Genomic DNA, 22479 nt, shown 5'->3' with positions numbered 1-22479 from the left:
GCCACGCACCAGGCCGTGCCCTGCGCGCACGCCCGTCATCCGAGGAACACCTGGGAGCAGAGCATCTGCGGCTCGGGCGCGGTCTCGTCGGCCACGCACCCGACGCCGAGCCCCGTGAGCGCGGGGTCGAGCAGGTTCGCGCGGTGCCCCGGGGACCGTGACCAGGCGTCGACCACGTCGGCCGGCGGCGCTGCGGCCCGGCTGAGGTTCTCGGCCGCGGAGCCCTCGGGCGGAGCGCACGTCGCGATCACCGCGTCGAGCGCGGCGTGCGCGAGCTCGTCCGCACCCACCAGGGCGCGGGCGCGGGTCCGTGCCGCGGACGCGGCGCACGCGTCGTCCGCGAGCGGGGGGATCGCGTGGTCGGCACGCAGCGCGTTCGTCGCGTCGCGGACCTCGGCGGCGTACTCGCCGGGGTCGGACGGCACCGTGCCGGTGCGGGACGCGCCGGTCCCGGGCTCGGCGGTGGTCGCCCCCGCCGGCGCGCCCGGGCCGGACGCGCAGCCGCCCACCAGCAGCAGCACGGCGAGCACGGCGAGCACGGCGAGCACGGTCGCGCCGCGGCGCCCGGTCACGGCCTGCCCAGCGCCCGGTACGTCCAGCCCGCCTCGCGCCACGCCTGCGCGTCGAGCGCGTTGCGCCCGTCGACGACGCGGGGGGACGCCACGAGCCCGGTGAGCTTCCCGGGGTCGAGCGTGCGGTACTCGCTCCACTCGGTGAGCACGAGCACGGCGTCGACACCGTCGACGGCCTCCTCGACCGTCTCCGCGTACCGGAGCTGCGGTGCCTTGCGCCGCGCGTTCGGCACGGCCTGCGGATCGGTGACGACGACGCGGGCGCTGCGCTGGTGCAGCCGCTCCGCGACGTCCAGCGCGGGCGAGTCGCGGACGTCGTCGCTGTCGGGCTTGAAGGCCGCGCCGAGCACCGCGATCCGCGCCCCGGCGAGCGGACGACCGTCGAGCACGCCCACCGTGAGGTCCACCATGCGCTCGCGCCGCCGCATGTTGATCGAGTCGACCTCGCGCAGGAAGCTCACCGCCGGGTCGGCGTGGAGCTCCTCCGCGCGCGCCATGAACGCCCGGATGTCCTTGGGGAGGCACCCTCCCCCGAAGCCGAGACCGGCGTTGAGGAACCGGCGGCCGATGCGGCAGTCCACGCCGATGGCGTCCGCGAGGCGGGTGACGTCCCCGCCGGCGACCTCGCACAGCTCGGCCATCGCGTTGATGAACGAGATCTTGGTCGCGAGGAACGAGTTGGCCGCGACCTTGACGAGCTCCGCCGTCGGGAGGTCCGTGACGATCCGGGGCGTGCCCTCGCCGAGCGGGGCGGCGTACACGGCGTCGAGGACGTCGACGGCACGCCGCCCCGCCTCGCCCTCCGGCACGCCGTACACGAGCCGGTCCGGGTGCAGCGTGTCCTCGACGGCGAACCCTTCCCGCAGGAACTCGGGGTTCCACACGAGCACGCGCCCGGCTCCCGCTCGGCGAGCTCGTTCGCGAGCCGGCCGGCGGTCCCCACGGGCACGGTCGACTTGCCGACGACCACGTCCCCCGACCTGACCGACGGCAGCAGCGCGCGGAACGCGGCGTCGACGTAGCTCAGGTCGGCCGCGTAGGAGTCCGCCCGCTGCGGTGTGCCGACGCACACGAAGTGGACGTCGGCGCCCGCGGAGCGCGCGGCGTCGGTCGTGAACTCGAGACGGCCGTCGGCGACCGCACCGGCGAGCAGCTCCGACAGCCCGGGCTCGTAGAAGGGCGCCCGGCCCGCAGCCAGCGCGGCCACCTTGCCCGCGTCCACGTCGACCCCCACCACGTCGTGCCCGAGCGTCGCCATGCACGCGGCGTGGACCGCCCCCAGGTACCCGCACCCGATGACCGAGATCTTCATCCGTCTCCCCCTGCCGTGACCTCACCGCACTGCTCGGAACCCTCTCGGGGCGGCCGGGTGGCCGCCCGCCGGCCGGCGTCAGCGCCCCTCCCGCGGCGCGACGACCTCGTCGAACGACGCCGTCCCGCCGGGGCCCGTCCCCACCGGCACGCGTTCCGGCACGAGCTCCGGCGCGCGTCGGCTGCCCGCCTGCCCGCGCGCCGGGAGCGGCTGCTCGGGGAGGGACGCCGCGGCACCGGACCGCCCACGGCGTCCCGGGCCCGGCCGGCGACGGCTCCCGTGCGCCGGCCGCGCGCGCCGTCGGCCCGTCGGCGCCGGCTCGCTCGCGTACTCGTAGTAGGAGTAGCCGTACGCGCTCGCGCCGGGCCCCTTGAGCGGGACGCGGTTGAGGACCACGCCGAGCAGGCGCGCGCCCACGGTCCCGAGCGCGGCGACGGCGCCCGCGACGTGCTGGCGGTGGATCGTCCCCACCCCGCTGACGAGGATCGCGCCCCCGGCCCGGCGGGCGAGGATGGCGGCGTCGGTCACGGGCAGCAGCGGCGGCGAGTCGACGACCACGACGTCGTACTCCTCGCCGAGCCGTCCGACGAGCGCCGTCATCGTCTCCGACCCGAGCAGCTCGCTCGGGTTGGGCGGGATCTGGCCCGCGGCGAGGACGTCGAGCATGCTGCTCCCCCACGGCTGCACGGCGTCGCGCAGCCCGACCTTCCCGATGAGGACGGTGGTGAGGCCGACGGACCCCTCGATGCCCATGTACCGCGCGACGGCGGGCCGGCGCAGGTCGGCGTCCACGAGCAGCACCCGCTGCCCGGCGTCGGCGAGCGTGATGGCGAGGTTGATGCTCGTCGTCGTCTTGCCCTCGCCTGGCAGGGCGGACGTCATGACGACCGTCCGCGCCCCGTCGCCGAGGTCGAGGAACTGCAGGTTGGTCCGCAGGCGCCGGAACGCCTCGGCGCGCAGCGCCTGCGGCGACTCCTGCACGATGAGCGGGTGCTCGGGCGCGTCGGCCTCGTAGCCGATCGCGCCGAGCACGGGTGCGTCGGTGACCGCCTCGACGTCCGGGGCCGACCGCACCCGCGTGTCGAGCAGCTCCCGCACGACGGCGAGCCCGATCCCGAGCGCGAGCCCCACCACGAGACCGAGCGCGAGGTTGAGCCGCAGGTCCGGCGACGACGGCTCGGTCGGCACGGTCGCGGACCGCACCGTGCTGATCTGCACCGGCGAGTCGCCGCCGGCTGCCGGCGTCTCCAGCTCGCCGACGACGTCCGCGAGCGAGCTCGCGACCGCGTCCGCCGTCGACGCCGCGAGCCGGGCCGACTCGTCCGTGGCGATCACGTTGATGAGCACGGTGTCCATCGGGGACTCCGCCCGCACCCGCTCGGCGAGCGACGCGGCGTCGTCGGTGAGGCCGAGCTCCTCGACGACCGGGTCCAGCACGCGCGGGCTCGTGGCGAGCTCGGTGTACGACTTCACCTGCCGCACCGTGAAGCTCGACCCCTGGAGCAGGTCGCTCGCGCTGTCGCTGCTGCCCTGCACCGAGACGAAGACCTGCGAGCGCGCCTCGTACGTCGGTGTCGTGGCGAGCGAGGCGACCACCCCGCCGAGCACGCCGAGCGCCGTCAGCACCGCGACGGAGAGCCAGCGCTTGCGCAGCAACGTCACGTAGTCACGAAAGTCCATGAAGACCTGCCCCCTGTCCCGCACCGGGCCCCTCTCCGGTGCGCTGCCCCGACCATGCTCGCCTCTCCGCGGCGTTCCCGCCCGTCGTCGGCCCGTGCGCCAGCGGTCCGCCCGACACCGGTCGCGCCGCCTCGACGACCGTCCGCAGCCCCCACAGCTCCGCCGGGAACGCGCGCAGGAGCGGCCCGGGATCCCACGCGGGCGGCGGGTGCGGGCCGAGCCGCAGCGCGTCCTCGACCGTCTCCGCGATCTCGACGTCGGCGCGCCCGGTGCCCTCGAGGTAGTCGCGGTACTTGAGCTCGGGCTCCACGGCCGAGCGCACGAACCGCGCCGGCACCCCCAGCGCGTCGGCCACGACGACGCCGTGCAACGACGAGGCGACGACGAACCCGCTCGCCGCGATGGTCCCGAGACACACGTCGAGCGGCGACCGGGGCGACAGCGTCGGGTGCGCACGGTCGGCCGCGGCGAGGTCGTGGAGGTTCGGCACGACGAGGTGGTCGGTGCGCGGCCGGTCGCCCGCGAGCGCCGAGCGGGTCCACAGGTGCCCCACGAGCAGCCCGGGGTCGCCGTAGACCTCGGGGACCTCGGCGCCGCGCCGTCGCGCGAAGTCGCGCGTGCGGGGGCCCCGGACGGCGCGGACGTCGACGTCGGAGAGCGCGTGCTCGCGGTCGACGAGCTTCCCGTTGACCCCGGAGCCCCACACCACGTCCCCCGCGCGGGCCATGGCGAGCACCGACCCCACGGTGACCAGCCGCGCGTCGCTCCCGCGGCGGGGTCGCCGCCGGCCCGCGCGACGAGCTCGCGCACGATCACGGGCCCCAGCAGGTCGCCGAAGTTGTTCACAGGTCGGCGCGGCGTCAGGAGCCCGCGCCAGCCGGGCACCTGCCGGCGCACCGGGTTCCAGTGGACGATCTCAACCATCTGCGCTCCTCACGACGCCGGACCGGGACGGGCTCCGCGGCTGACGGCGAGCCGCGCGAACTGGGCGGTGCTGCGCAGGCGGTCCCGGAACGGCGGGACCGCCGCGTACGCGAGAGCGAGGGCCGCGAGCTGCGCCAGGACGCCGAGCGCCGTCGCGGTGACGAGCCCGGTCGACTCCGACCAGGACGCGACCAGCGTCCCGACGCCGGCGCCCGCGCCGAGCACGCCGGCGAGCAGCAGCCCGTCGCCCAGCAGGCGTCGCGTGGGCACCGCCTCGACGTCGCGCAGCCACCACAGGCCTCCGAGCCACACGAGCAGCACGCCCGCGCCGTACGCGCCCGCGACGCCCAGCACGCCGCCCGTTCCCCCGAGCACGACGGCCCCGATGACGAGCGGCCGGCTCACGAGCGTGAAGCGCAGGTGCGACCCCGTGAGGCCGAGGCCCACGAAGCACCAGTAGGAGACGTACCCGGCGGCCTGGAACGCGCCGCGACGCAGAGCAGGCGCAGGATCGGGACGGCGTCCTCCCACTGCGGGCCGAGGAACACCTCGACGACGAGCGGGGCCGCGGTGAACAGGAGCGAGACGGCGCCGAGCACGACGGTGAGCAGGATCCCCTGGCTCCGCACGACGAGGCGGCGGAAGTCGGCGGGGTCGTCCTGGCTGCGCGAGAGCACGGGCAGGGCCACGGTCGTCGCCGGCGCGTTGATCTGGCTGAGCGGCAGCATGAGCAGCTGGAACGCGCGGCTGTAGACACCGACGGCGACGTCCCCGAGCACGCGCCCCACGACCAGCGTGTCGACGTTGCGGCTCAGGTACCCCAGGAGCTGCGTGGCGGCGACGTTCCCCCCGAAGCGCAGGAGGTGCGCCATGCCGGCGCCGCGGCGGGGACGCCCGGGGAGCCAGCGCGTCCACAGCGCGAGCGAGCACAGCGCGACGAGCGCGAGGGTCAGCTGCTGTCCGACGAGGGCCACGAAGTCGCCGCGTGCGAGGGCGATCGACACGGCCACGACGAGTGCGGCGGCCTGCGCGACGACGTCGCTCACCGCGAGCGCGGTGAAGCGCATCTCGCGGTTGAGGCGGGCCCGGAACTGCGTCGACAGCGCGCTCAGCAGCACGGCCGGCGCGAGCAGCGCGACGACGGTCGCGACCCCCGGTGTGCCGTAGAACCGCTCGACGAGCGGGCCGACGAGCACCAGCCCGCCGGCGAGCGCGACACCGATCGCCCCGTTGAGCCAGAAGAGGTTGCTCTGCTGCTGCTCGCTCAGGCGGCGCGCCTGGACGGCGGCCGAGGACAGGCCGAAGTCGCGCAGGACCTCCGCGACGCCGACGACGGCGGTCACCATCGCGACGAGGCCGAAGTCGGCCGGCGTGAGGAGCCGGGCGAGCGCGGCGAGGCCCGCGAGCTGCAGCACGAAGCGCACCGCCTGGCCGACCACGACGACGCGCGCACCGTGCGCGGCGCGGTGCGCGCGGTCCGGGAGCGTCGTGGCCGTCATCGCCGCCCCCGTCCTGCGCCGTCGTGCGGGCCGCGGGCGGCGCCGCGGAACACCTCGACGTGGGCCCGGGCGATCTCGGGCCACTCCCGCCCGTGGAGCTGCGCGGCGCCGAAGCCCTCGGTCTCGGCACGCCGCGCGACGGCCTCGTACGCCTCCTCGAGGGCCGCGGCGGTGAGCGGACCCGCGTACGTGCGGACCCAGTGCGCGCCGACCTCGTCCCGCAGCCGCACGCTCGACGGGCTCGCCGGGACGAGGACGGGGCGGTTCAGCGAGAGCGCGAGCAGGACGGACCCGGAGTTGTACAGCTCCTCGAACGGGAGCACCACCAGGGTCGAGGCTCGATCTCGGCCGCCAGGTCCTGCGGTGGCACGCCGCGGAGCACGAGGTCGATCCGCGGGTCGCCGTCGCTCGCCGCGGTGACGTCCGCGGCCGTCCGCGCGTCGATCGGACGCCCGACGACCCGCAGGCGCAGGTCGTCGCGCCGCAGCACCCGGAACTGCTCGCACAGGCGCGCGACGCCCTTGTACGGGCGCACGTACCCGAAGTACAGGACGGTGCCGGTCGCCGTCTCCAGCGGGCGCACCGGAGGGTAGACCGACCGGTAGTGGCCGTGCGGGACGACGGCGACGCCCGGGTCGGGCGGGCCGTCCTCGGGCGGCACGAGGTGGATCCAGGCGCGCGTCGTCGCCTCGAGCCGCCGGTGCAGGGCACGCTCGGCGGGCGAGCCCGCCTCGTGGGGGGTGCGGTTGTGGACGGTGCGCACGACGGTGACGCGGCCGGCCGCGAGCCGGATCAGCAGGAGCGCGAACAGGAGCTGCTTGGCGAGCGTGCGGGCCCGTCCGGCACCGCGCGTCAGGTGGTCGGGCCAGTGCACGTGCAGGACGTCGTACCTCGAGGTGAGCGCGCGCCGCCAGCCGAAGTACTCGACGTCGACCTGCTCCCGCAGCGCGCCGGCCAGGAGCTCGACGTACGGGTTGCCGGACGGTCCAGGCGCCCGGCGGACAGCAGCACCCGTGGTCGACGGCGTGCACGCCGCAGGCGCGCGAGCACGCGCAGCGCGGCGCCGCGCGGCAGGACCCCGCCGAGCCCGAGCGCGAGAGGTCCCCACGAGGGCAGGGCGCGCGCCGCGGCGATCTCGCGCACGCACGCGACCGTGCCGCGCAGCGACCGGCCTGCGTGGCGTAGCGCAGGGGCTGCCCGGCGACGAAGTCGACGTAGACGGAGCGGGACGCCGTCGGCCGCCACGTGCGGCCCCAGTCGAGCGACGCCTCCCAGTCGCTGGTCGCCGAGATCGACCCGGCCGACCCCATGTGGATGCGTGCCCCCAGGTGCGGCGACTGGCGCACCGCGGCGCCCGCGCCTGGAGCGCGCGCAGCCACTCCCAGTCCTGGTGCCGCGGCAGGCCCTCGCGCCACGGTGTCGCCAGCGCCGTCGCGCGGCGCGCCACCAGCGTCGAGGTGTAGATCGACGGGCGCGCGATGTCGGGCCTGCGCCGGCGGAAGAGGAAGTCGAGCACGTCCTGGCCGGGCGCCAGCAGCCGGCGCGGCACCGGCTCCGACGTCGCCCCGTCCGGGGTCCGCTGCGTGACCCGCGCGCCGACGACGTCCGCCGGGTCGGCGGGGTCGTCGAGCATGGCCAGGGCGGCGGCGAGATGACCCGGGTACACTCGTCGTCGTCGTCCAGGAACGCGACGAACGGGGCGGTGGCGGCACGCACGCCGAGGTTGCGCGCCACGCCGGCGCCCTGCCGCCCCCGGGTGAGCACCACGGTGTCGGCGATCTCGTCGAGCAGGCGGCGGGCCGCCTCGTCGGGGACGGTGTCGACGACCACGACGACCTCGACGCGACCGGCGACCTCCTGCGACCGCGCGTGCGCGACGGCCCGCTGCAGGCGCGAGCGCAGCACCGTGGGGACGACGACGGACACCAGCGGGGCGCCGGCGCGCGCGGTCACGGTCGCCGTCCCGTCACGACGAGCCCACGTCCGGCACGGGCGTCGGGCGCTCCGGGCGTCGGCTCGGCCGCGGGCACCGCGGCGCGGCCGAGGCCGTCGCCCGGGCGCGCGTCCTGCGGCGCGAGACGCCCGAAGCGGTGGTACAGCAACGACGGCACGAGGACCCACGTCAGGAGCACGGCCCCCTTGAGCATGCCCCACCCGGTCCCGACGACGACCAGACCCGCGAGGCGCACGCGAGCAGCGCCGCCGCGGAGGCGGAGGCGAACCGGTCCGACGAGCGCCGGGCGGCGAGCGTGCGCCCGGCCGCGACGACGAGGAAGGCCGCGAGCGGGAGGGTCAGGACCACGCCCAGCTCGCAGAGCAGCAGGAGCGCGGCGTTGTGCACAGGCAGCCCGTAGGCGGTGGCGGTGTCGAAGCGGCCGACGACCTCGACGTACGAGTTGGGGCCCGTGCCCCACCACGGCGAGCGCTGCAGCTGCTCGACCGCCGCCCGCATGAGCTCGGGCCGCGAGCCGCCGTCCGGGTCGAGCCGGAACCGGACCAGGAGCGTGCCGAGGAACGGGACGCTCGCCGCCCCGGCGAGCAGCACGATCCCGAACGCCCGGCCGCTGAACCGCCGGCGGGAGATCGCGAACGCCCACACGACGACGAGGACGCCGCACGCGAGGATGTTCCCGCGGGAGAGCGTGGTGCCCACGGCGAGGAACCCGGTGATGATCGTGGCCGTGGCGGCCCAGCGCAGGCGCGCGACCTCCGAGACCGTCCACGGCAGCACGAGCGCCATGAGGGCGACGGCGACCTTGCCCAGGTCGCCCGGGTGCCCGAACGTGCCGCGCGCCTGCTCAGCCCCTGGTCCGACGCCTCGACGGCGAACGCGATCCCCGTCACCTGGAGGAGGCAGAGCACGAGCTGCGCGCCGAGCACCGCGAGCACCGTGCCGACGACGACGGCGTCGTGGCGGTCGCTCCTGCCGAGCGACGGCGCGAGCCGGGCGCCGACGACCCACGCGAGGGCGCCGGTGGACAGGTGCACGACACCGGCCCACTGGGTGGTCGTGCCCGACCAGACCGTGGTGACCGCGAGGACGAGCACCGGGACCGCGAGGAGCGCCACGAACGGGTGCCGGTCCTCGTAGCGCGGCCAGGCGGCGAAGGGCAGCAGCGCGAGGAGCAGGACGAGGGCGGGCAGGAGGAGCCGGGGCGCCCACGTCGCCATGCCCGGGTGCACGACCTCGTTCGCCGCCGGGTCCAGGTCCAGGACGACGAGCGGCAGCGCGAGCGTCACGAGCGTGACCGCGAGGACGAGCACCGGCGCGTGCCGGTAGGTCAGCACGACGACCGGCGCGACGAGCGCGGCGAGCAGCAGGAGGACGTCGAGCATCAGCGGCGGTACTCCTCGACGTGGACGCCGAGCGCGGCCTGCACCATGCCCCAGCCCTTCGGCACGTGCGTCGCGCGGACGCGCGTGAGGTGTCCCCGGCGCACGAGGTCGAGGGCGCTGAGCACGGTCCCCGCCCCCATGCGTCCCGCACCGAGGAGCACCCGGAGCGGTCGCGGGGTGCCGGCGAGCCGCACCCGGGACGTGACGTTGCCCAGGCGCACGTTGCGGCGCCACAGCCAGCGCGCGGTGGCCCGCGACGCCGGGACGTCCTCGCGGACGACGGCGTCGTCGCACCACACCAGCCGTGCGCCGTCGCGACGCAGCCGGTCGAACAGCTCCGTGTCGCTCCCGCCGGTGCTCGAGAAGTCCTCCCGGAACCACTCGCCGCGCAGTCGACGCAGCGCAGCGACCCGCACGAGGACGTTGTTCGTCGCCGGGTGCCGCGTCGGCGTCCCCGACGCCTGACGGTCCCGGTCGAAGAAGCGTCCGCGCACGACCCACCGCGGCAGGCCGGGCCCGTACCGGGCGACGACGGGCCCGGACACGACGTCGGCGCCGCGCGAGGCGTCGACCAGCGCCGTGTACCAGCCCGGGTCGACCACCTCGTCGTCGTCGACGAAGATCACCGCGTCCTCGTCGTCGTGCAGCAACGACAGGACCCGGTTGCGCGCCGCCGCGATGCCCGGTGCGGGCTCGTGGTGGTACTCGTGCGGGTACCCGGCCGCCGGCGCGACGCCGGCGGCCGAGCCGGCCGGGTCGTTGTCGACGACGACGATCCGGGGACGGGCCGTGCCCACCGAGCGCCCGAGCGACCGCAGGAGCGCGGCGAGCAGCTCGGGCCGGCGGTACGTGGCGATGCCGATGAGGGGCCGGGACACCCGCTCAGTAGGCGCCGTCACGCCCCACCACCGCTCGCAGCGTCCGCAGCAGGATCAGCAGGTCCCCCGCCATCGTCCAGTTCTCGACGTAGTACAGGTCGAGGCGCACGCTCTCCTCGAGCGTGAGGTTGTTGCGTCCCGAGACCTGCCACAGCCCCGTCAGGCCGGGGCGGACCAGGAGCCGGCGCCCGATCTCGTCGTCGTACTGGTCGACCTCGAGCGGGACCTGCGGTCGCGGACCGACGAGGCTCATCGACCCGCCGAGAACGTTGAACAGCTGCGGCAGCTCGTCGATCGAGCACCGCCGGATGAACCGCCCGACGGGCGTCACCCGCGGGTCGTGGCGCGGCTTGTAGAACACGCCGACGTTCCCGACGCCGAGGACGTCCTCGAGCCGTGCCTCCGCGTCGGCGGTCATCGACCGGAACTTGAGCACCGTGAAGGGCTCCCCCTGCAGCCCCACGCGCTCCTGCCGGAAGAAGACCGGCCCTCGGCTCGACACCTTGACCGCGACCGCCGTGACCACCAGCGGCACGGAGAACAGCAGGACCAGCACCGCCGCGCCGACGACGTCGAAGGCCCGCTTGAGGACGTGCTGCGGCCCGGAGTACCCCGGCGCCTCGACGTGCAGCAGCGGGAGGCCGGCCACCGGCCGTGTCCGGATCCGCGGCCCGGCGACGTCGGTGAGCGCCGGGGCGAGGACCAGGTCCGCACCCCAGGGCTCGAGGTCCCAGGCGAGCCGCTTCACCGTGCGCGGCGTGACGAGGTCGGACCCGGTCACCATGACCGTGTCGACCCGCAACGGCCCGACGAGCCGTGCGCCGTCGGTGACGTCGCCGACGACCGGCACGCCTGCCACCCGCTCGTGCGGCTCCACCGGACCCCCCGGGACGCAGGTCCCGACGACCTCGTACCCCGTGCGCGGGTCCTTGCGCAGCTCGCCGACCAGGTGGGCGGCCCCGTCCCGTCCGCCGACCACGATGGTCCGCGAGCGGCAGCGGCCGCGCGCCCGCAGGCCGGCGAGCCGTCGCTTGACGGCGTAGCGGCCGAGCAGCAGGAGCACGACCCCGACGGGCAGCGCGATCGCGACGTAGCCGCGTGCCAGGTCGTACCGCAGGAGGTACGCCACCACGGCGACCGCCCCGAAGACCGCGAGCGTCGCGTTGACCACCCGCGCGTACTCCGGCGCGCCCGTGCCGAGGACGCGGCTCTCGCGCGAGAACGCCATGCGCAGCGCGAGCGACCACGCGACGAGCAGGCCGACGGAGATCGCGAGGTACTGGACGTCGAGCGCGGTCCCGTCGAAGCCGTCGAACCGCACGAGGTAGGCGGCGGCGACGGCGGCCGAGACCGCGACCGTGTCGACCAGCGCGACCCTGCGGGTCAGCCGGGTCTTCCAGCCCGGCCGCCGGTAGGCGCCGAGCGCGATGCGCACGAGCTGTCCGGTGTCGAACGGCGGCGCGACCGGCCGCGCGCCGTCCGGCGGAGCCGACCGGTCGGGACCGACCGGTCGGAGGTCCTGCTCTCGTTCCAACGTCATGGTGCCCCCCGCGACGTCTGAGTGCGACGGCACGGCGGACCGTGGCCGGGTGCGCGCCGACGCGCGGTCCCGGCCCGTCCGCGCGTGCCGTGAGGAGTGCCGGCGGGGACGCGTACGTCCGTCCCCGCGGCCGTGCGGGCCGGGAGCCGGCCCGCGAGGTGCTCGGACGGCGGCGCCCGCGGGCGCCGCCGTCGTCAGGCGCCGCTGCTCGCGGTGCGTCGCCGGCGGCTGACGGCCAGGGCCGTCACGCCACCCGCGACGAGGAGCCCGGCGCCCGCCACGAGGAGCACCTCGTCCGCACCCGTCTCGGCGAGGCCGGGGCCGCTCGAGGAGCCCGACGCGCCGCTCGCGCCCGCCGCGTCGCCGTCACCGTCGTCGTCCGTGCCCGCGGCACCGTCCGTGCCCGCGGCGTCGCTCGGGACGACGACCTGCTGCGACGAGAGCACGGTCCCGTCGGCGTCGGTCGCCTGGATCGCGTAGCTCGACGGCTCGGAGAGCGTCACCGTGAACGAGGCGAACCCGTCCGTCGTGCCCTTCGTGAGCGCCTTGGTCCCGGCGATCGCGATGGCGCCGTCGGGCACGTCGGGCGACGTGACGGTCAGCGTGATCGTCGGGTTCTCCGCCGGCCCGCCGACCGTGACGGTGAAGGACTCGCCCGGAGCCGGGGTGGTGGTCGAGATGCCGACCTCGTACTCGTCCGCCTCGTAGGCGGACGCTGCCGCGGCCGGCGTGGCCACCAGCGCGGCGCCGAGGAGGAGCATGGTCGTTGCGCGTCGAACGTTCATGTCGAAGGCCCCCTGCCTTGGTGAACGGAGCGGGCACCTCCGGTCCGCGACCCTCGAGGCCGGGTGGACCGCGGTGCGCCCGCCGTGCACGACTAGAAGAGCACGGGGCCGGCACAGCCGACAGCCGGGAGCGCGTCGGAGGAGCCGGGGACGCCAGGAGTTTTCCTCACCGAAACGATTCCCCGCTGGTTCTTGCCCGTGAGCACGTCGTAGCGGTATGTCGCGGTCTCCCCCGGGGCCAGCGCGACGGTGCGCGCCCCGACGACGAGGCCGTCGTGCACCTGGGAGAACAGGCCCGGCCCGCCGTCGGCTCCCGGCGTGCCGAGGATCCCGCCGTCGCGGGGCGCGTAGACGAGCAGGTTGGTCCGGATCGTGCCGTCACCGTCGCGGGCGCCGGTCACGTAGGCCGGCAGCGCGGCGGCCTCCTCCGGGGTCAGTGTCGAGGTCAGCGTCACGGACGCCGTGAAGCGCTGGGAGCCGTCGGGCCGGCAGGTCACGTCCTCGACCCGGACGCTCGTGCTCAGGTAGTAGCCCGTCTTCGACGCCGACGACGCGTTGAGGTAGACGCCGAGCACGGGCGACGTCGCACCCCCCGCGCCCGCGGGCAGCACCCCGTCCAGCTCCCCGGAGAGCACCGTCCCGGCGAGACGGTCCTGCTCGTCGCCGTGGGCGGACCACACGAGCAGACGCCCTTCGCGCGAGGCGTCCGCGAGCGCCCCGACGACGCGCGCCGGGTCCGCGCCGCCCGAGGACGTCAACGCACCCAGCACCGCGTGCGCCGCCGCGGCGAGCACGACGCCTGGGTCGCCGGGTCCTCGTAGCGGCGGTACACGCCGTTGAGGAGGAAGGCCGCGGCGTCGTCGCCCGTGAGCCGGACCTCGGTGCCGGCAGGGTCGGTGAACGCCACGGGACCGGTCGCCGCGAGCACGCCCTGGAGCGCCACCGGGTCGACGGCGAGGACGCCGTCGACCTGCACACCGGTGCGGTCGGCCCAGATCTGCCGGGCGACGGCGGCCGTGCGGGGGAAGTCCGGGGTGGAGGTCACGTTGAGCATGTACCGGCCGAGGTCGTCCCCGAAGAGCGCCTCCTCCGCGCGCGAGAGCTCGACCGCGCTCGTCGGTCCGTCGAGCTCGTTGCCGGGACGGACCTCGACGAGCTCGAGGCGGCCGTCCCGCGCCCGGACGTGGAGCACGGACCCGGCGATGCCGCCGGCCGCCCGCGGCTCGGCGTTGTTCTGCACGAGGACGAGGTGGTCGCGCGGGCCGTCGGCGCCCAGCATCGAGGGCACCAGGTCGACCGCCCGCGCGGCCGTGGCGGTCTGCGACCGGATCTCGGCCAGGTGGGCCTCCAGCTCCTCGACGGCCTGCCCGAGGGGCGTGACGAGCGTCTGCGTGTCGATGCCGGAGACGGTCGCCGCCGCGGCGGCGACGGAGGCGTCCGCCGCCAGCACGTCCGCGCGGGCGTCCTCGAGCGGGCCGAGGTCGACCGCACCGTCGCGCGGGACGAGCTGCGCCGGCGCCGCGACCTCGGCGGCGCGCGCGAGGCGCGGGAGCGCCTGCGACGCGAGGCCGTCCACGGCGGCGGCGACGTCGCCGAGGGCCCGGGCGTCGTCCCCGACGACCGGGAGGAGCCGGGCGAGCCGCCAGTGCGGTCCGGACGTCGCGTCCGCGGCGGTGCGCGCCGCCTCCTGGACCTGCCGTGTCCCGGCGGCGGCGTCACCGCCCGAGGTCACCGTCCGCTGCAGCGCGGGCAGCTCCGCCGCCGCCCGCTCGAGCGACGACCGCGCCCGCAGGACGTCAGCGGCCAGCCAGGCGCACCAGGCGGCGACCAGCACGGTGAGTGCCAGCACGGCGACGAGCACGCGTCGTCGGACGCGGCGCCGGTGGGCGACGGCGCCGGGCGCCCGCCCCGGCGGCGCCGGAGGCTCCTCGGTCGTGGCCGCGGGGGTCGCCCCCGCCCAGCGCGCTCCCCATCCGTCGTGCACCATGCCGCCCCCCGCGACTCGCCCCCCGTCACCGCCGCCCGGCAGGGCGGCGGCGCTCGCGCTACGGTAACCACGCCCCGGGCGGTCCGCCCGACGACCCGTCACGGAAGGACGCCGTGCTCCACCTGCTCGCCGTGTGCACCGGGAACATCTGCCGCTCCCCCGCCGCACAGCTCCTGCTCGCGGACGAGCTCGACGGCTCGGTCGAGGTCACGAGCGCCGGGACGCACGCCGTCGTGGGGTCCCCGGTCGCCGAGCCCGTGGCCCGGCGGCTCGACGGGCTCGGCCTCGACCACTCGGCCTTCACGGCGCGAGCGCTCACGCCCGGCCTGGTGGAGGCGGCCGACCTCGTGGTGACGATGACGTCGGCCCAGCGCGCCGACGTCCTCGACCGGGCTCCCGGCGCGCTGCGCCGCACGTTTCTCCTCACGGAGCTCGTGCAGCTCGCGGAGCACGCCGACCCGGCGCTCCGGCACGGGACCGACGACGAGGCGCGGCTGCGCTCCCTGGTCGCGTCCGCCGGACGGGTGCGCGCGGTGCTCGGCACGGTCCGCGCGCGCGACGTCGAGGACCCCTACGGTCGCGACGACGCCGTCCACGAGCGGGTGCTCGACGAGCTGCGCTCGTCCGTCTCGCGCCTGGGCCGCGCGCTGCGGGCGTGACGCCGGCCCTCCTCCCATCCCCCTGCGCGGGAGGAAGGCCGACGTGCCGTCACTGCGGCTGGAGCACCGTCGCGACGACCACCACGATCACGCCCCAGAGCGCGAGGCTCGCCCCGCACCCCACGGCCAAGCCGTCCGCGCCGCCCGACGTGCGCACCCGCGCGCGCCGGGCGAAGACGACCGTCGTCCCGCACCCGAGGACGATCATCGCCCAGCCGACCGCCACCCAAGACATGCCCGCATGCTGCACATTCGGGTGAGCGCTCACATCTTGGACACCCGTCCAGGTCTGCCGCGCGCGCCCGAATGGCCCCGTTACTCCCCATCCTGACGGGCCCCGAGCGACGAACTTCACCCAGCGCGCGCCCGGGCGGCGCGAGCGCGGGACACTGGCCGCGGTCCCGTACGCAGACAGCGGAGGTCGTCGTGGAGATCGGTCGGGTCGTCGTCGTCGGAGGAGGACTGGCCGCGGCGAAGGCGGCCGAGACGCTGCGCGAGGAGGGGTACGACGGGGCGCTGACCGTCGTCACGCGCGAGCCGCACCAGCCGTACGAGCGACCGCCGCTGTCCAAGGACTACCTGCGTGGCGAGGCGGGTCGCGACGCCGTGCTCCCGCTGGACCAGGCGTGGTACGCGGACCACGACGTCGATCTCCGCACGGGCACGACGGCGACCGCGCTCGACGCCGCGGCGCACACGGTCACGCTCGACGACGGGCACGGGCTGCCGTACGAGAAGCTGCTCCTCGCCACGGGGTCGCGGCCCCGTCACCTCCCCGTCCCGGGCGCGGAGCAGGAGGGGGTCGTGTCCCTGCGCACGCTCGACGACAGCGACCGGCTCGCCGCGTCGTTCGCGGACCTCGCACAGGCGGACGGTCGCCTCGCGATCGTCGGCGACGGCTGGATCGGCCTCGAGGTCGCGGCGGCCGCACGCTCGGCCGGGCTCCGGGTGAGCGTCGTCGGGCAGGGCGCCCACCCGCTCGAGCGCGTCCTCGGACCCGAGATGGGAGAGCTCTTCGGCCAGCTCCACGCCGAGCACGACGTACACCTGCACCGGCGCGCGCAGGCCGTCGCGATCACGGGCGAGGGACGGGCCACCGGCGTCGCGCTCGCCGACGGGACGCACGTCGAGGCGGACCTCGTGCTCGTCGCCGTCGGCGCCGTCCCGGACCTCGCCCTCGCCCAGTCGGCCGGGCTGGCGCTCGACTCCGCGACGGGCGGCGTCGTCGCCTCGGCCACTCTCCAGACCACCGACCCCGACGTCTTCGTCGCGGGCGACGTCGCGAGCGTGCCGTACCCCCGGTACGGACGGGCGATCCGGGTGGAGCACTGGGCGACCGCGCTGAGCCAGGGCCCGCACGCCGCACGCTCCATGCTCGGCGCGACCGACCCCTACCCCGAGCTGCCGTACTTCTTCTCGGACCAGTACGACCTCGGCATGGAGTACCTGGGCTTCGTCGCCGGACCCGACGCGTACGACGAGGTCGTCGTGAGCGGGTCGGTCGGCGACCGCGCGCTGGTCGCGTTCTGGGTGCGGGGCGGGCGCGTCGAGGCCGGGATGGCCGTGAACGTGTGGGACCGCATGGAGGACGTGAAGGCGCTGATCCACCGTGACGGCCCCGTCGCGCGGGCCGAGCTGGAGGGCTTCGTCGGCTGAGCGGCGTCAGAGCACCTCGCGCCGCTCGGGCCCGGCGTACTCGCTCAGCGGGCGGATGAGCGCGTTGGCGGCGCGCTGCTCCATGACGTGCGCGGTCCAGCCGACCACGCGGGAGGCGACGAAGAGCGGCGTGAACATCGGGGTGTCGAACCCCATGAGGTGGTACGCCGGTCCCGCCGGGTAGTCGAGGTTCGGCAGGATGCCCTTGCGCTCGGCCATGGCGGCCTCGAGCGCGGTGTACAGCTCGAGGAGGTCGGACCGGTCGTGGTGCGCGACGAGGTCGTCGAGCGTCGCGCGCATCGTCGGCACGCGGGAGTCGCCGTGCTTGTAGACGCGGTGGCCGAAGCCCATGATCTTGCGCTTGCGCGCGAGCGCGTCGTCGAGCCACGCCGCGGCGCGGTCGGCGGTGCCGATCTCGGCGAACGTCGCCATGACGGCCTCGTTCGCCCCGCCGTGCAGCGGCCCCTTGAGCGCGCCGACGGCGCCGGTCACCGCGGAGTGCAGGTCCGAGAGCGTCGAGGTGATGACGCGCGCGGTGAACGTCGAGGCGTTGAACGAGTGCTCCGCGTACAGGACCATCGACACCTCGAACGCGCGGACGACGGCCTCGTCGGGCACCGCTCCGAACGTCATCCACAGGAAGTTCTCGGCGTACGAGAGGTCGTCGCGCGGCTCGACGGCCTGCTCGCCCCGCCGCCTGCGCTGGTCGAGCGCGACGACGGCGGCAGCGCCGCCCACAGCCGCAGCGCCTTGGCCTGCTCGGCTCGGGCGACGAGTCCCCGGCGTCGGGGTCGTGCGCGCCGAGCTGCGAGACGGCCGTGCGGCACACGTCCATGGGTGGCACGTCGTCGGGAGCTCCGGACGGCATTCGCGACGTTCCCGGGCAGCGCCCGGTGGGCACGCTCGACGGCGGTCTGCTCGGCGAGCTGCTCGGGCGTCGGCAGCTCGCCGCGCCACAGGAGGTGCGCGACCTCCTCGAACGACCGGCGGGCCGCGAGGTCCTGGACGGGGTACCCGCGGTACAGCAACGAGTTCGAGTCGGGGTCGACCTTCGAGATCGCGGTGACGTCGACGACGACGCCCGCGAGGCCCCGGTGGATCTCCGGGGCGTCGGTGGACGGGTTGCTCATGCGCTCACTCCTTCGTGGTCGGTCACGGGCGGTCACGTGCGGTCACGGGCGGTACGTGAAGATCCCCTCGTCGAACGCGTTGTAGGCCGCGTAGTCGAGCAGCTCGTACAGGCGCGCGCGCGTCTGCATGCCCGCGACCTGACCCGCCTGGGTACCGGTCTCGGCGATCTCGTCGAGAGCGCGCTCGGCGGCACCCATCGCGACCCGCAGCAGCGTGACGGGGTAGATGACCAGCCGCACGCCGGCGTCGCCGAGCTGGCGCCGCGTGAAGAGCTCGGACTTGCCGAACTCCGTCATGTTGGCGAGCACGGGCACGTCCACGGCCGACGCGACGGCCTCGAACTCGGCGAGGTCCGCCATGGCCTCGGGGAAGATCGCGTCGCGCCCGCGTCGACGAGGGCCTTCGCCCGCTCGACCGCGAGGCGCAGCCCCTCCGGGCCGGGCACGGTGCCGCGCACGTCGGTGCGCGCCATGACGAGGAACCCGGGGTCGCGCCGCGCGTCGGCGGCCGCGCGCACGCGCTTCGCGGCCTCCTCCAGCCCGACGACCTCCTTGCCGTCGAGGTGGCCGCAGCGCTTGGGGTTGACCTGGTCCTCGACGTGGCACCCCGCGACGCCCGCGTCCTCGAGCGCCTGGACGGTCCGCGCGACGTTCATCGGCTCGCCGAACCCGGTGTCCGCGTCGACGAGCGCCGGCAGGTCGGTGACGCGGGCGATCGGCTGCGCGCGCCCCGCGACCTCGGTGAGCGTCGTCAGCCCGATGTCCGGCAGGCCGAGGTCCGCGGACAGCACGGCCCCGGAGACGTACACGCCCTCGAAGCCCTTGTCCTCGATCAGCCGTGCGGACAGCGGGTTGAAGGCCCCGGGCAGCCGCAGCGGGTCCCCCGTGGTCGCGGCCGCGTCGAGCGCCGCGCGGAACGTCCGCCGCTTGTCCGACGCCGTGACCTGGCTGTACAGCATCAGCGCTCCTCCCCCTCGGGCACCTCGTGCATCGTGAACCCCTCGCCCTCGACGTCCGCCGGCGCCTCGCGCCCCAGCTCGAAGAGCCCCGTCGCGTCGGCACGGAGTCCAGCAGCCCGGGTCGCGCGACCACGGTGAGGTCGCGCACCTCGGCGGCGGTGAGCGTCGGCAGACGCTCGGCCAGGTCGAGGAACCGCTCGATCTCCGCGTCCTCGAGCACGCCCTCGGCGAGGGTGCGGAACTTGCGGACGTACTGCGCGCGCCCGAACGGCCGGGCACCGAGCGGGTGCGCGTCGGCGACGGCGATCTCGCGGACGATCCGGCCGCCGTCGGCGAGCTCGATCTCGACGCGTCCGCCGAACGCCTTCTCGGCCGGGTCGGTCGCGTGGTACCGGCGCGTCCACTCCGGGTCCTCGGCCGTGGTGATGCGCTGCCACAGCTCGACGGTGTCGGGGCGCGCGGCCCGCTCGGGCGCGTAGGACTCCACGTGGTGCCACCCGCCGTCCTGGAGCGCGACCGCGAAGATGTACGGGATTGAGTGGTCGAGCGTCTCGCGCGAGGCGTCGGGTCGTACTTCTGCGGGTCGTTCGCGCCCGAGCCGATGACGTGGTGGGTGTGGTGGCTCGTGCGGATGACGACGCTCGTGACGTTGGCGGGGTCCGCCAGCCACGGGTGCTCGTCGTGCAGCGCCCGCGCGAGGTCGATGAGCGCCTGCGACTGGTACTCCGCGGAGTGCTCCTTGGTGTACGTGTCGAGGATCGCGGTGCGCGGCTCCCCCGGTGCCGGCAGCACGACGTCGTACGCCGCGTCCGGCCCGTCGAGCAGCCATGCGACGACGCCGTCCTCCCCCTCGTAGATCGGCTCGGGCGACGTCTGCCCACGCATCGCGCGGTCGACGCCTCGACCGCGACCTTGCCCGCGAACGCGGGCGCGTGCGCCTTCCAGGTCGAGATCTGCCCCTTGCGCGACTGCCGCGTCGCCGTGGTCGTGTGCAGCGCCTGCCCGATCGCCTGGAAGACGGTCTCCGTGTCGAGGCCGAGGAGCGTGCCGATGCCCGCGGCGGCGGAGGGCCCGAGGTGGGCGACGTGGTCGATCTTGTGCCGGTGCAGGCTGATCGCGCGCACGAGGTCGACCTGCACCTCGTAGCCGGTGACGATGCCGCGCACGACCTGTGATCCCGTCGCACCGGCGTGCTGCGCGACGGCGAGGACCGGCGGGATGTTGTCACCGGGGTGCGAGTACTCGGCCGCGAGGAACGTGTCGTGGAAGTCGAGCTCGCGCACCGCGACGCCGTTCGCCCATGCCGCCCACTCGGGGCTGGTCCGCGTCGTCAGACCGCAGCCGAGCACCGCCGCGCCGGGGGCGTACGGGTGGGCGAGCGCCTGGCCGCGCGCCGCGACGGCGGGGCCGCGCACGAGGCTCGCCGCGGCGACGGCGGCGTTGTCGATGACGCGGTTGACGACCATGTCGGCGACCTCGGGCGTGACCTCGACGGGGTCCGTCGCGAGCTCGGCGAGCTTCCAGGCGAGCTGGTCCGTCCGGGCGAGCCGGTCCGCGCTCGGGTGGACGCGCAGGTGGTGGGTCTGGGGCACGGGAGCCTCTTTCGTCGTCACGGCCTCAGGGGCGGTCGGCCTCGCGCAGCGCCTGCTCGGCGAGCGCGGCGCTGCGGTCGAGGTGGGCGGTCATCGCGGCCTCGGCGGCCACGGGGTCACCGGACGCGATCGCGTCGGCGACGGCGCGGTGCTCGTCCACGTGGTCGGTCGTGCCCGCGCGCCGGCCCGCGGCGAGCGCGCGGTAGCGGTCGACGTGGCCGCGGATCTGGCGCAGGAGCGCCGAGCACCACCGGTTGTCCGCGAGCGCCTCGATCTCGCCGTGGAACTGGGCGCCGACGCGCAGCACCTCGTCCTCGTGGTCGCGGACGGCGTCCATGAGGGACACGAGGCCGGCGAGACGTCGCACGTCGGCCGGGCGGGCGCGCTCGCACGCGTCGCGGGCGAGGAGGCCCTCGAGCCGCGCGCGCACCTCGTAGACGCGGCGCGCGTCCGCGACGTCGAGCGGCGCGACGCGCACGCCTCCGGTGGGCAGCTCGACGACGAGCGCCTCCGCCTCGAGCAGCCGCAGCGCTCGCGCACGGGCGTCCGGGACACGCCGAGCCGCTCGGCGAGCACGGGTTCGGTGAGCCGCTCCCCCGGTGCGAGGGAGCCGTCGATGATCCGCCCGCGCAGGACGCCGTAGACCGCGCGCGCACCGGACTGGCGCGGCGCGAGCGCGGCGAGTGCCTGCTGCCCGACGGCGAGGGCCGGCGGCGGTGTCGACGTCACCCGCTCATCGTGGCACGCGGGTGCGCACTTGTATACAGGACGCTCAGACGTCGTCGACCGGGGCCATCCGCGCGGCCATCTCGTAGTGCCAGTCCACGAGCTCGGCGAGGGGGACGACGGTCCGCGAGGCGCGGGCCACGTCCCGCCCCTCCTCGGACCACAGCGGCGGGTACACGCTGAGCCCTTCGTCGAGCCGGAGGCGGCCCGCCTCGTCGTACCAGCCGGGCCAGCGCAGGCGCTCGTAGAGCGCGGCGGTCCCCCCGCTCACCGCCCACTCGAGGAACGCCGCCTGGCCGAAGCCGAGGTCCACCCAGTCCAGCGCGTCGGGCGCGAACCAGTGGACGTCGCCGAGCGGCCCGGGGAGCCCGCCGCCGTTGACGGCGAACGTCCCGCCGAGCACGTCGTAGCCGACGACGAGGACCGGCGGCGCGACGCTCGCCGCGCTCGGGTCACCGAGGCCGTTGACGCTCGCGAGGTCCGGGAGGCCTGCGCCGCCGCCGCCGAGCAGGCGCAGCCAGCCGCCGTCGACGACGACGCCGCCCGTGTGCAGTGCAAGCGCTCCCAAGGTCGAGCGAGCGGTCACCTGGAGGCGGTAGAGCACGTCCAGCGCCCACGCGGGCGGGGGCACGACCTCGACGCCCGCGCGTCCGAGCATCCGGGACAGCGTGGGCCACGCCGGGTCGTCGACGGCGGCGAGCTCCGCAGCCGTCCTGACAGTCATGTCCGGATCATGCCAGATGTTGCCGCGTTCGGTCAGTGCTGGTATGAGCGGCCGCCGCCGCTCGTCCGCCCCGCGCTACGACGCCAGGACGACGATCGGGTCCGTCGTCGGCTGCTCGGACCCGCCCTCGGGCTCGACCGAGACGGCCAGCCCCACGCCCGGGGCGTCCTGCACGAGCTGCTCGACCGTGCCGTCGCGGTCCTCGAGCAGGCCCGCGGACGTCACCCCGCCGTCGTCGCCCACGACCCACAGCTGGTAGTCCTGGTCGTCGCCGGCGTCCGGGAGGCCGGTCGCGCGGAACAGGTAGTCGTCGCCCGCGACGAGCACGGACGCCTCGCCGCCGCCCGCGACGTCGCCGCGGAGGATGGTCGCGGTGGGGTCGGTGAGCATCTGCGCGACGACGTCCGCCTGCTCCTGCAGGCGCGCCTGCTCCTGCGTGGCCCGCACGGCGACGGTCGTCGGCACGGCGACCGCCAGGACCGCCGCGGCGGCGGCCGCGACGACGCCCCAGCGCCGCCGG

General features: G+C 75.8%; 23 protein-coding genes and 6 pseudogenes. 3 read left to right on the top strand and 26 right to left on the bottom strand.

Annotation, left to right across the window (positions count from 1 at the left end):
* Positions 1-35: 35 nt before the first annotated feature.
* The 12 genes and pseudogenes from BJF88_RS10165 to BJF88_RS10115 form a co-directional block, all read right to left on the bottom strand.
* The gene (locus tag BJF88_RS10165; RefSeq protein WP_158068917.1) at positions 36-572 is read right to left on the bottom strand and encodes a CAP domain-containing protein; all 537 of its coding nucleotides are present in this window, start codon (positions 570-572) and stop codon (positions 36-38) included.
* Positions 569-1884 (bottom strand): annotated as a pseudogene (locus BJF88_RS10160) (UDP-glucose/GDP-mannose dehydrogenase family protein). The gene BJF88_RS10165 and the pseudogene BJF88_RS10160 overlap by 4 nt, the downstream one beginning before the upstream one ends.
* A gap of 78 nt (positions 1885-1962) precedes the next feature.
* Entirely contained in the window at positions 1963-3588 is a 1626-nt protein-coding gene (locus BJF88_RS10155) for a polysaccharide biosynthesis tyrosine autokinase (protein WP_255371935.1), read from the bottom strand.
* Positions 3551-4291 (bottom strand): polysaccharide pyruvyl transferase family protein, encoded by a 741-nt coding sequence (locus tag BJF88_RS10150; protein WP_255371938.1) that lies wholly within the window; start codon positions 4289-4291, stop codon positions 3551-3553. Before BJF88_RS10150 ends, BJF88_RS10155 begins: the two co-directional genes overlap by 38 nt.
* A 206-nt stretch (positions 4292-4497) precedes the next feature.
* Positions 4498-4935 carry a hypothetical protein gene (locus BJF88_RS10145; RefSeq protein ID WP_075828704.1) on the bottom strand — a complete coding sequence of 146 codons (438 nt, stop codon included), beginning with the start codon at positions 4933-4935 and terminating at the stop codon, positions 4498-4500.
* Positions 4890-5987, bottom strand: coding sequence for a lipopolysaccharide biosynthesis protein (locus tag BJF88_RS10140; RefSeq protein ID WP_075828703.1), 1098 nt, complete (start codon positions 5985-5987; stop codon positions 4890-4892). Before BJF88_RS10140 ends, BJF88_RS10145 begins: the two co-directional genes overlap by 46 nt.
* A complete protein-coding gene (locus tag BJF88_RS10135) occupies positions 5984-6313 on the bottom strand; it encodes a hypothetical protein (RefSeq protein ID WP_075828702.1) in 330 nt (109 codons plus the stop codon). The genes BJF88_RS10140 and BJF88_RS10135 overlap by 4 nt, the downstream gene beginning before the upstream one ends.
* Positions 6253-6861, bottom strand: a complete 609-nt coding sequence (locus BJF88_RS10130) for a hypothetical protein (protein ID WP_075828701.1) — start codon at positions 6859-6861, stop codon at positions 6253-6255. Before BJF88_RS10130 ends, BJF88_RS10135 begins: the two co-directional genes overlap by 61 nt.
* Positions 6840-7130: a hypothetical protein gene (locus tag BJF88_RS21965; RefSeq protein WP_255371934.1), complete on the bottom strand. Its 291-nt coding sequence runs from the start codon at positions 7128-7130 to the stop codon at positions 6840-6842. Before BJF88_RS21965 ends, BJF88_RS10130 begins: the two co-directional genes overlap by 22 nt.
* A 528-nt stretch (positions 7131-7658) precedes the next feature.
* Positions 7659-7913 (bottom strand): annotated as a pseudogene (locus BJF88_RS23515) (glycosyltransferase); the annotation flags it as partial.
* Between the two features lie 23 nt (positions 7914-7936).
* The gene (locus tag BJF88_RS19585) at positions 7937-8134 is read right to left on the bottom strand and encodes a hypothetical protein (RefSeq protein ID WP_075828699.1); all 198 of its coding nucleotides are present in this window, start codon (positions 8132-8134) and stop codon (positions 7937-7939) included.
* Positions 8110-8727 carry an O-antigen ligase gene (locus BJF88_RS10115; protein WP_075828698.1) on the bottom strand — a complete coding sequence of 206 codons (618 nt, stop codon included), beginning with the start codon at positions 8725-8727 and terminating at the stop codon, positions 8110-8112. The genes BJF88_RS19585 and BJF88_RS10115 overlap by 25 nt, the downstream gene beginning before the upstream one ends.
* Before the next feature lie 33 nt (positions 8728-8760).
* Here BJF88_RS10115 and BJF88_RS10110 point away from each other — a divergent pair, with 33 nt between their 5' ends.
* Entirely contained in the window at positions 8761-9078 is a 318-nt protein-coding gene (locus BJF88_RS10110) for a hypothetical protein (protein ID WP_075828697.1), read from the top strand.
* Between the two features lie 244 nt (positions 9079-9322).
* On the opposite strand, the gene BJF88_RS10105 is transcribed toward BJF88_RS10110, so the two are convergent.
* The 5 genes from BJF88_RS10105 to BJF88_RS10085 form a co-directional block, all read right to left on the bottom strand.
* Complete coding sequence (locus tag BJF88_RS10105; protein ID WP_075828696.1) at positions 9323-10222, bottom strand: glycosyltransferase family 2 protein; 900 nt, start codon at positions 10220-10222, stop codon at positions 9323-9325.
* On the bottom strand, positions 10206-11741 hold the full coding sequence (locus BJF88_RS10100) for a sugar transferase (protein WP_083649034.1): 1536 nt from the start codon (positions 11739-11741) through the stop codon (positions 10206-10208). Before BJF88_RS10100 ends, BJF88_RS10105 begins: the two co-directional genes overlap by 17 nt.
* Before the next feature lie 194 nt (positions 11742-11935).
* Entirely contained in the window at positions 11936-12502 is a 567-nt protein-coding gene (locus tag BJF88_RS10095) for a hypothetical protein (protein WP_083649033.1), read from the bottom strand.
* Between the two features lie 116 nt (positions 12503-12618).
* Entirely contained in the window at positions 12619-13320 is a 702-nt protein-coding gene (locus tag BJF88_RS10090) for a hypothetical protein (RefSeq protein WP_075828694.1), read from the bottom strand.
* Entirely contained in the window at positions 13281-14375 is a 1095-nt protein-coding gene (locus BJF88_RS10085; RefSeq protein ID WP_139316006.1) for a DUF4012 domain-containing protein, read from the bottom strand. The genes BJF88_RS10090 and BJF88_RS10085 overlap by 40 nt, the downstream gene beginning before the upstream one ends.
* A 251-nt stretch (positions 14376-14626) precedes the next feature.
* Between BJF88_RS10085 and BJF88_RS10080 the strand changes: the two genes are divergently transcribed.
* Positions 14627-15172, top strand: a complete 546-nt coding sequence (locus BJF88_RS10080) for a hypothetical protein (protein WP_075828692.1) — start codon at positions 14627-14629, stop codon at positions 15170-15172.
* A gap of 49 nt (positions 15173-15221) precedes the next feature.
* On the opposite strand, the gene BJF88_RS19035 is transcribed toward BJF88_RS10080, so the two are convergent.
* Positions 15222-15407 (bottom strand): hypothetical protein, encoded by a 186-nt coding sequence (locus BJF88_RS19035; RefSeq protein ID WP_139316005.1) that lies wholly within the window; start codon positions 15405-15407, stop codon positions 15222-15224.
* 191 nt (positions 15408-15598) lie between these two features.
* On the opposite strand from BJF88_RS19035, the gene BJF88_RS10075 reads away from it, so the two are divergent.
* Positions 15599-16828, top strand: a complete 1230-nt coding sequence (locus BJF88_RS10075; protein ID WP_255371933.1) for an NAD(P)/FAD-dependent oxidoreductase — start codon at positions 15599-15601, stop codon at positions 16826-16828.
* Between the two features lie 6 nt (positions 16829-16834).
* On the opposite strand, the gene BJF88_RS10070 is transcribed toward BJF88_RS10075, so the two are convergent.
* The 8 genes and pseudogenes from BJF88_RS10070 to BJF88_RS10035 all read right to left on the bottom strand — a co-directional run.
* A complete protein-coding gene (locus tag BJF88_RS10070; protein ID WP_075828691.1) occupies positions 16835-17785 on the bottom strand; it encodes a citrate/2-methylcitrate synthase in 951 nt (316 codons plus the stop codon).
* Positions 17749-17958 (bottom strand): annotated as a pseudogene (locus BJF88_RS23510) (citrate/2-methylcitrate synthase); the annotation flags it as partial. The pseudogene BJF88_RS23510 and the gene BJF88_RS10070, both read right to left, overlap by 37 nt.
* Before the next feature lie 42 nt (positions 17959-18000).
* A pseudogene (prpB, locus tag BJF88_RS10060) lies at positions 18001-18917 on the bottom strand (methylisocitrate lyase).
* Positions 18918-19002: 85 nt separating this feature from the next.
* Positions 19003-20509, bottom strand: a pseudogene (locus BJF88_RS10055) (MmgE/PrpD family protein); the annotation flags it as partial.
* Between the two features lie 25 nt (positions 20510-20534).
* Positions 20535-20987: a GntR family transcriptional regulator gene (locus tag BJF88_RS10050; protein WP_075828689.1), complete on the bottom strand. Its 453-nt coding sequence runs from the start codon at positions 20985-20987 to the stop codon at positions 20535-20537.
* 65 nt (positions 20988-21052) lie between these two features.
* Positions 21053-21238, bottom strand: a pseudogene (locus BJF88_RS18355) (GntR family transcriptional regulator); the annotation flags it as partial.
* Positions 21239-21281: 43 nt separating this feature from the next.
* Positions 21282-21959, bottom strand: a complete 678-nt coding sequence (locus BJF88_RS10040; protein ID WP_075828688.1) for a DUF2625 family protein — start codon at positions 21957-21959, stop codon at positions 21282-21284.
* 75 nt (positions 21960-22034) lie between these two features.
* On the bottom strand, positions 22035-22479 hold a 445-nt coding region (locus BJF88_RS10035), incomplete at its 5' end, for an anti-sigma factor (protein ID WP_139316004.1).

The organism is Cellulosimicrobium sp. CUA-896, assembly GCF_001942335.1.
GTDB lineage: Bacteria > Actinomycetota > Actinomycetes > Actinomycetales > Cellulomonadaceae > Cellulosimicrobium.
Note: the sequence above shows the minus strand (reverse complement) of the source record. Positions and strands in the feature narration are given on the sequence as shown.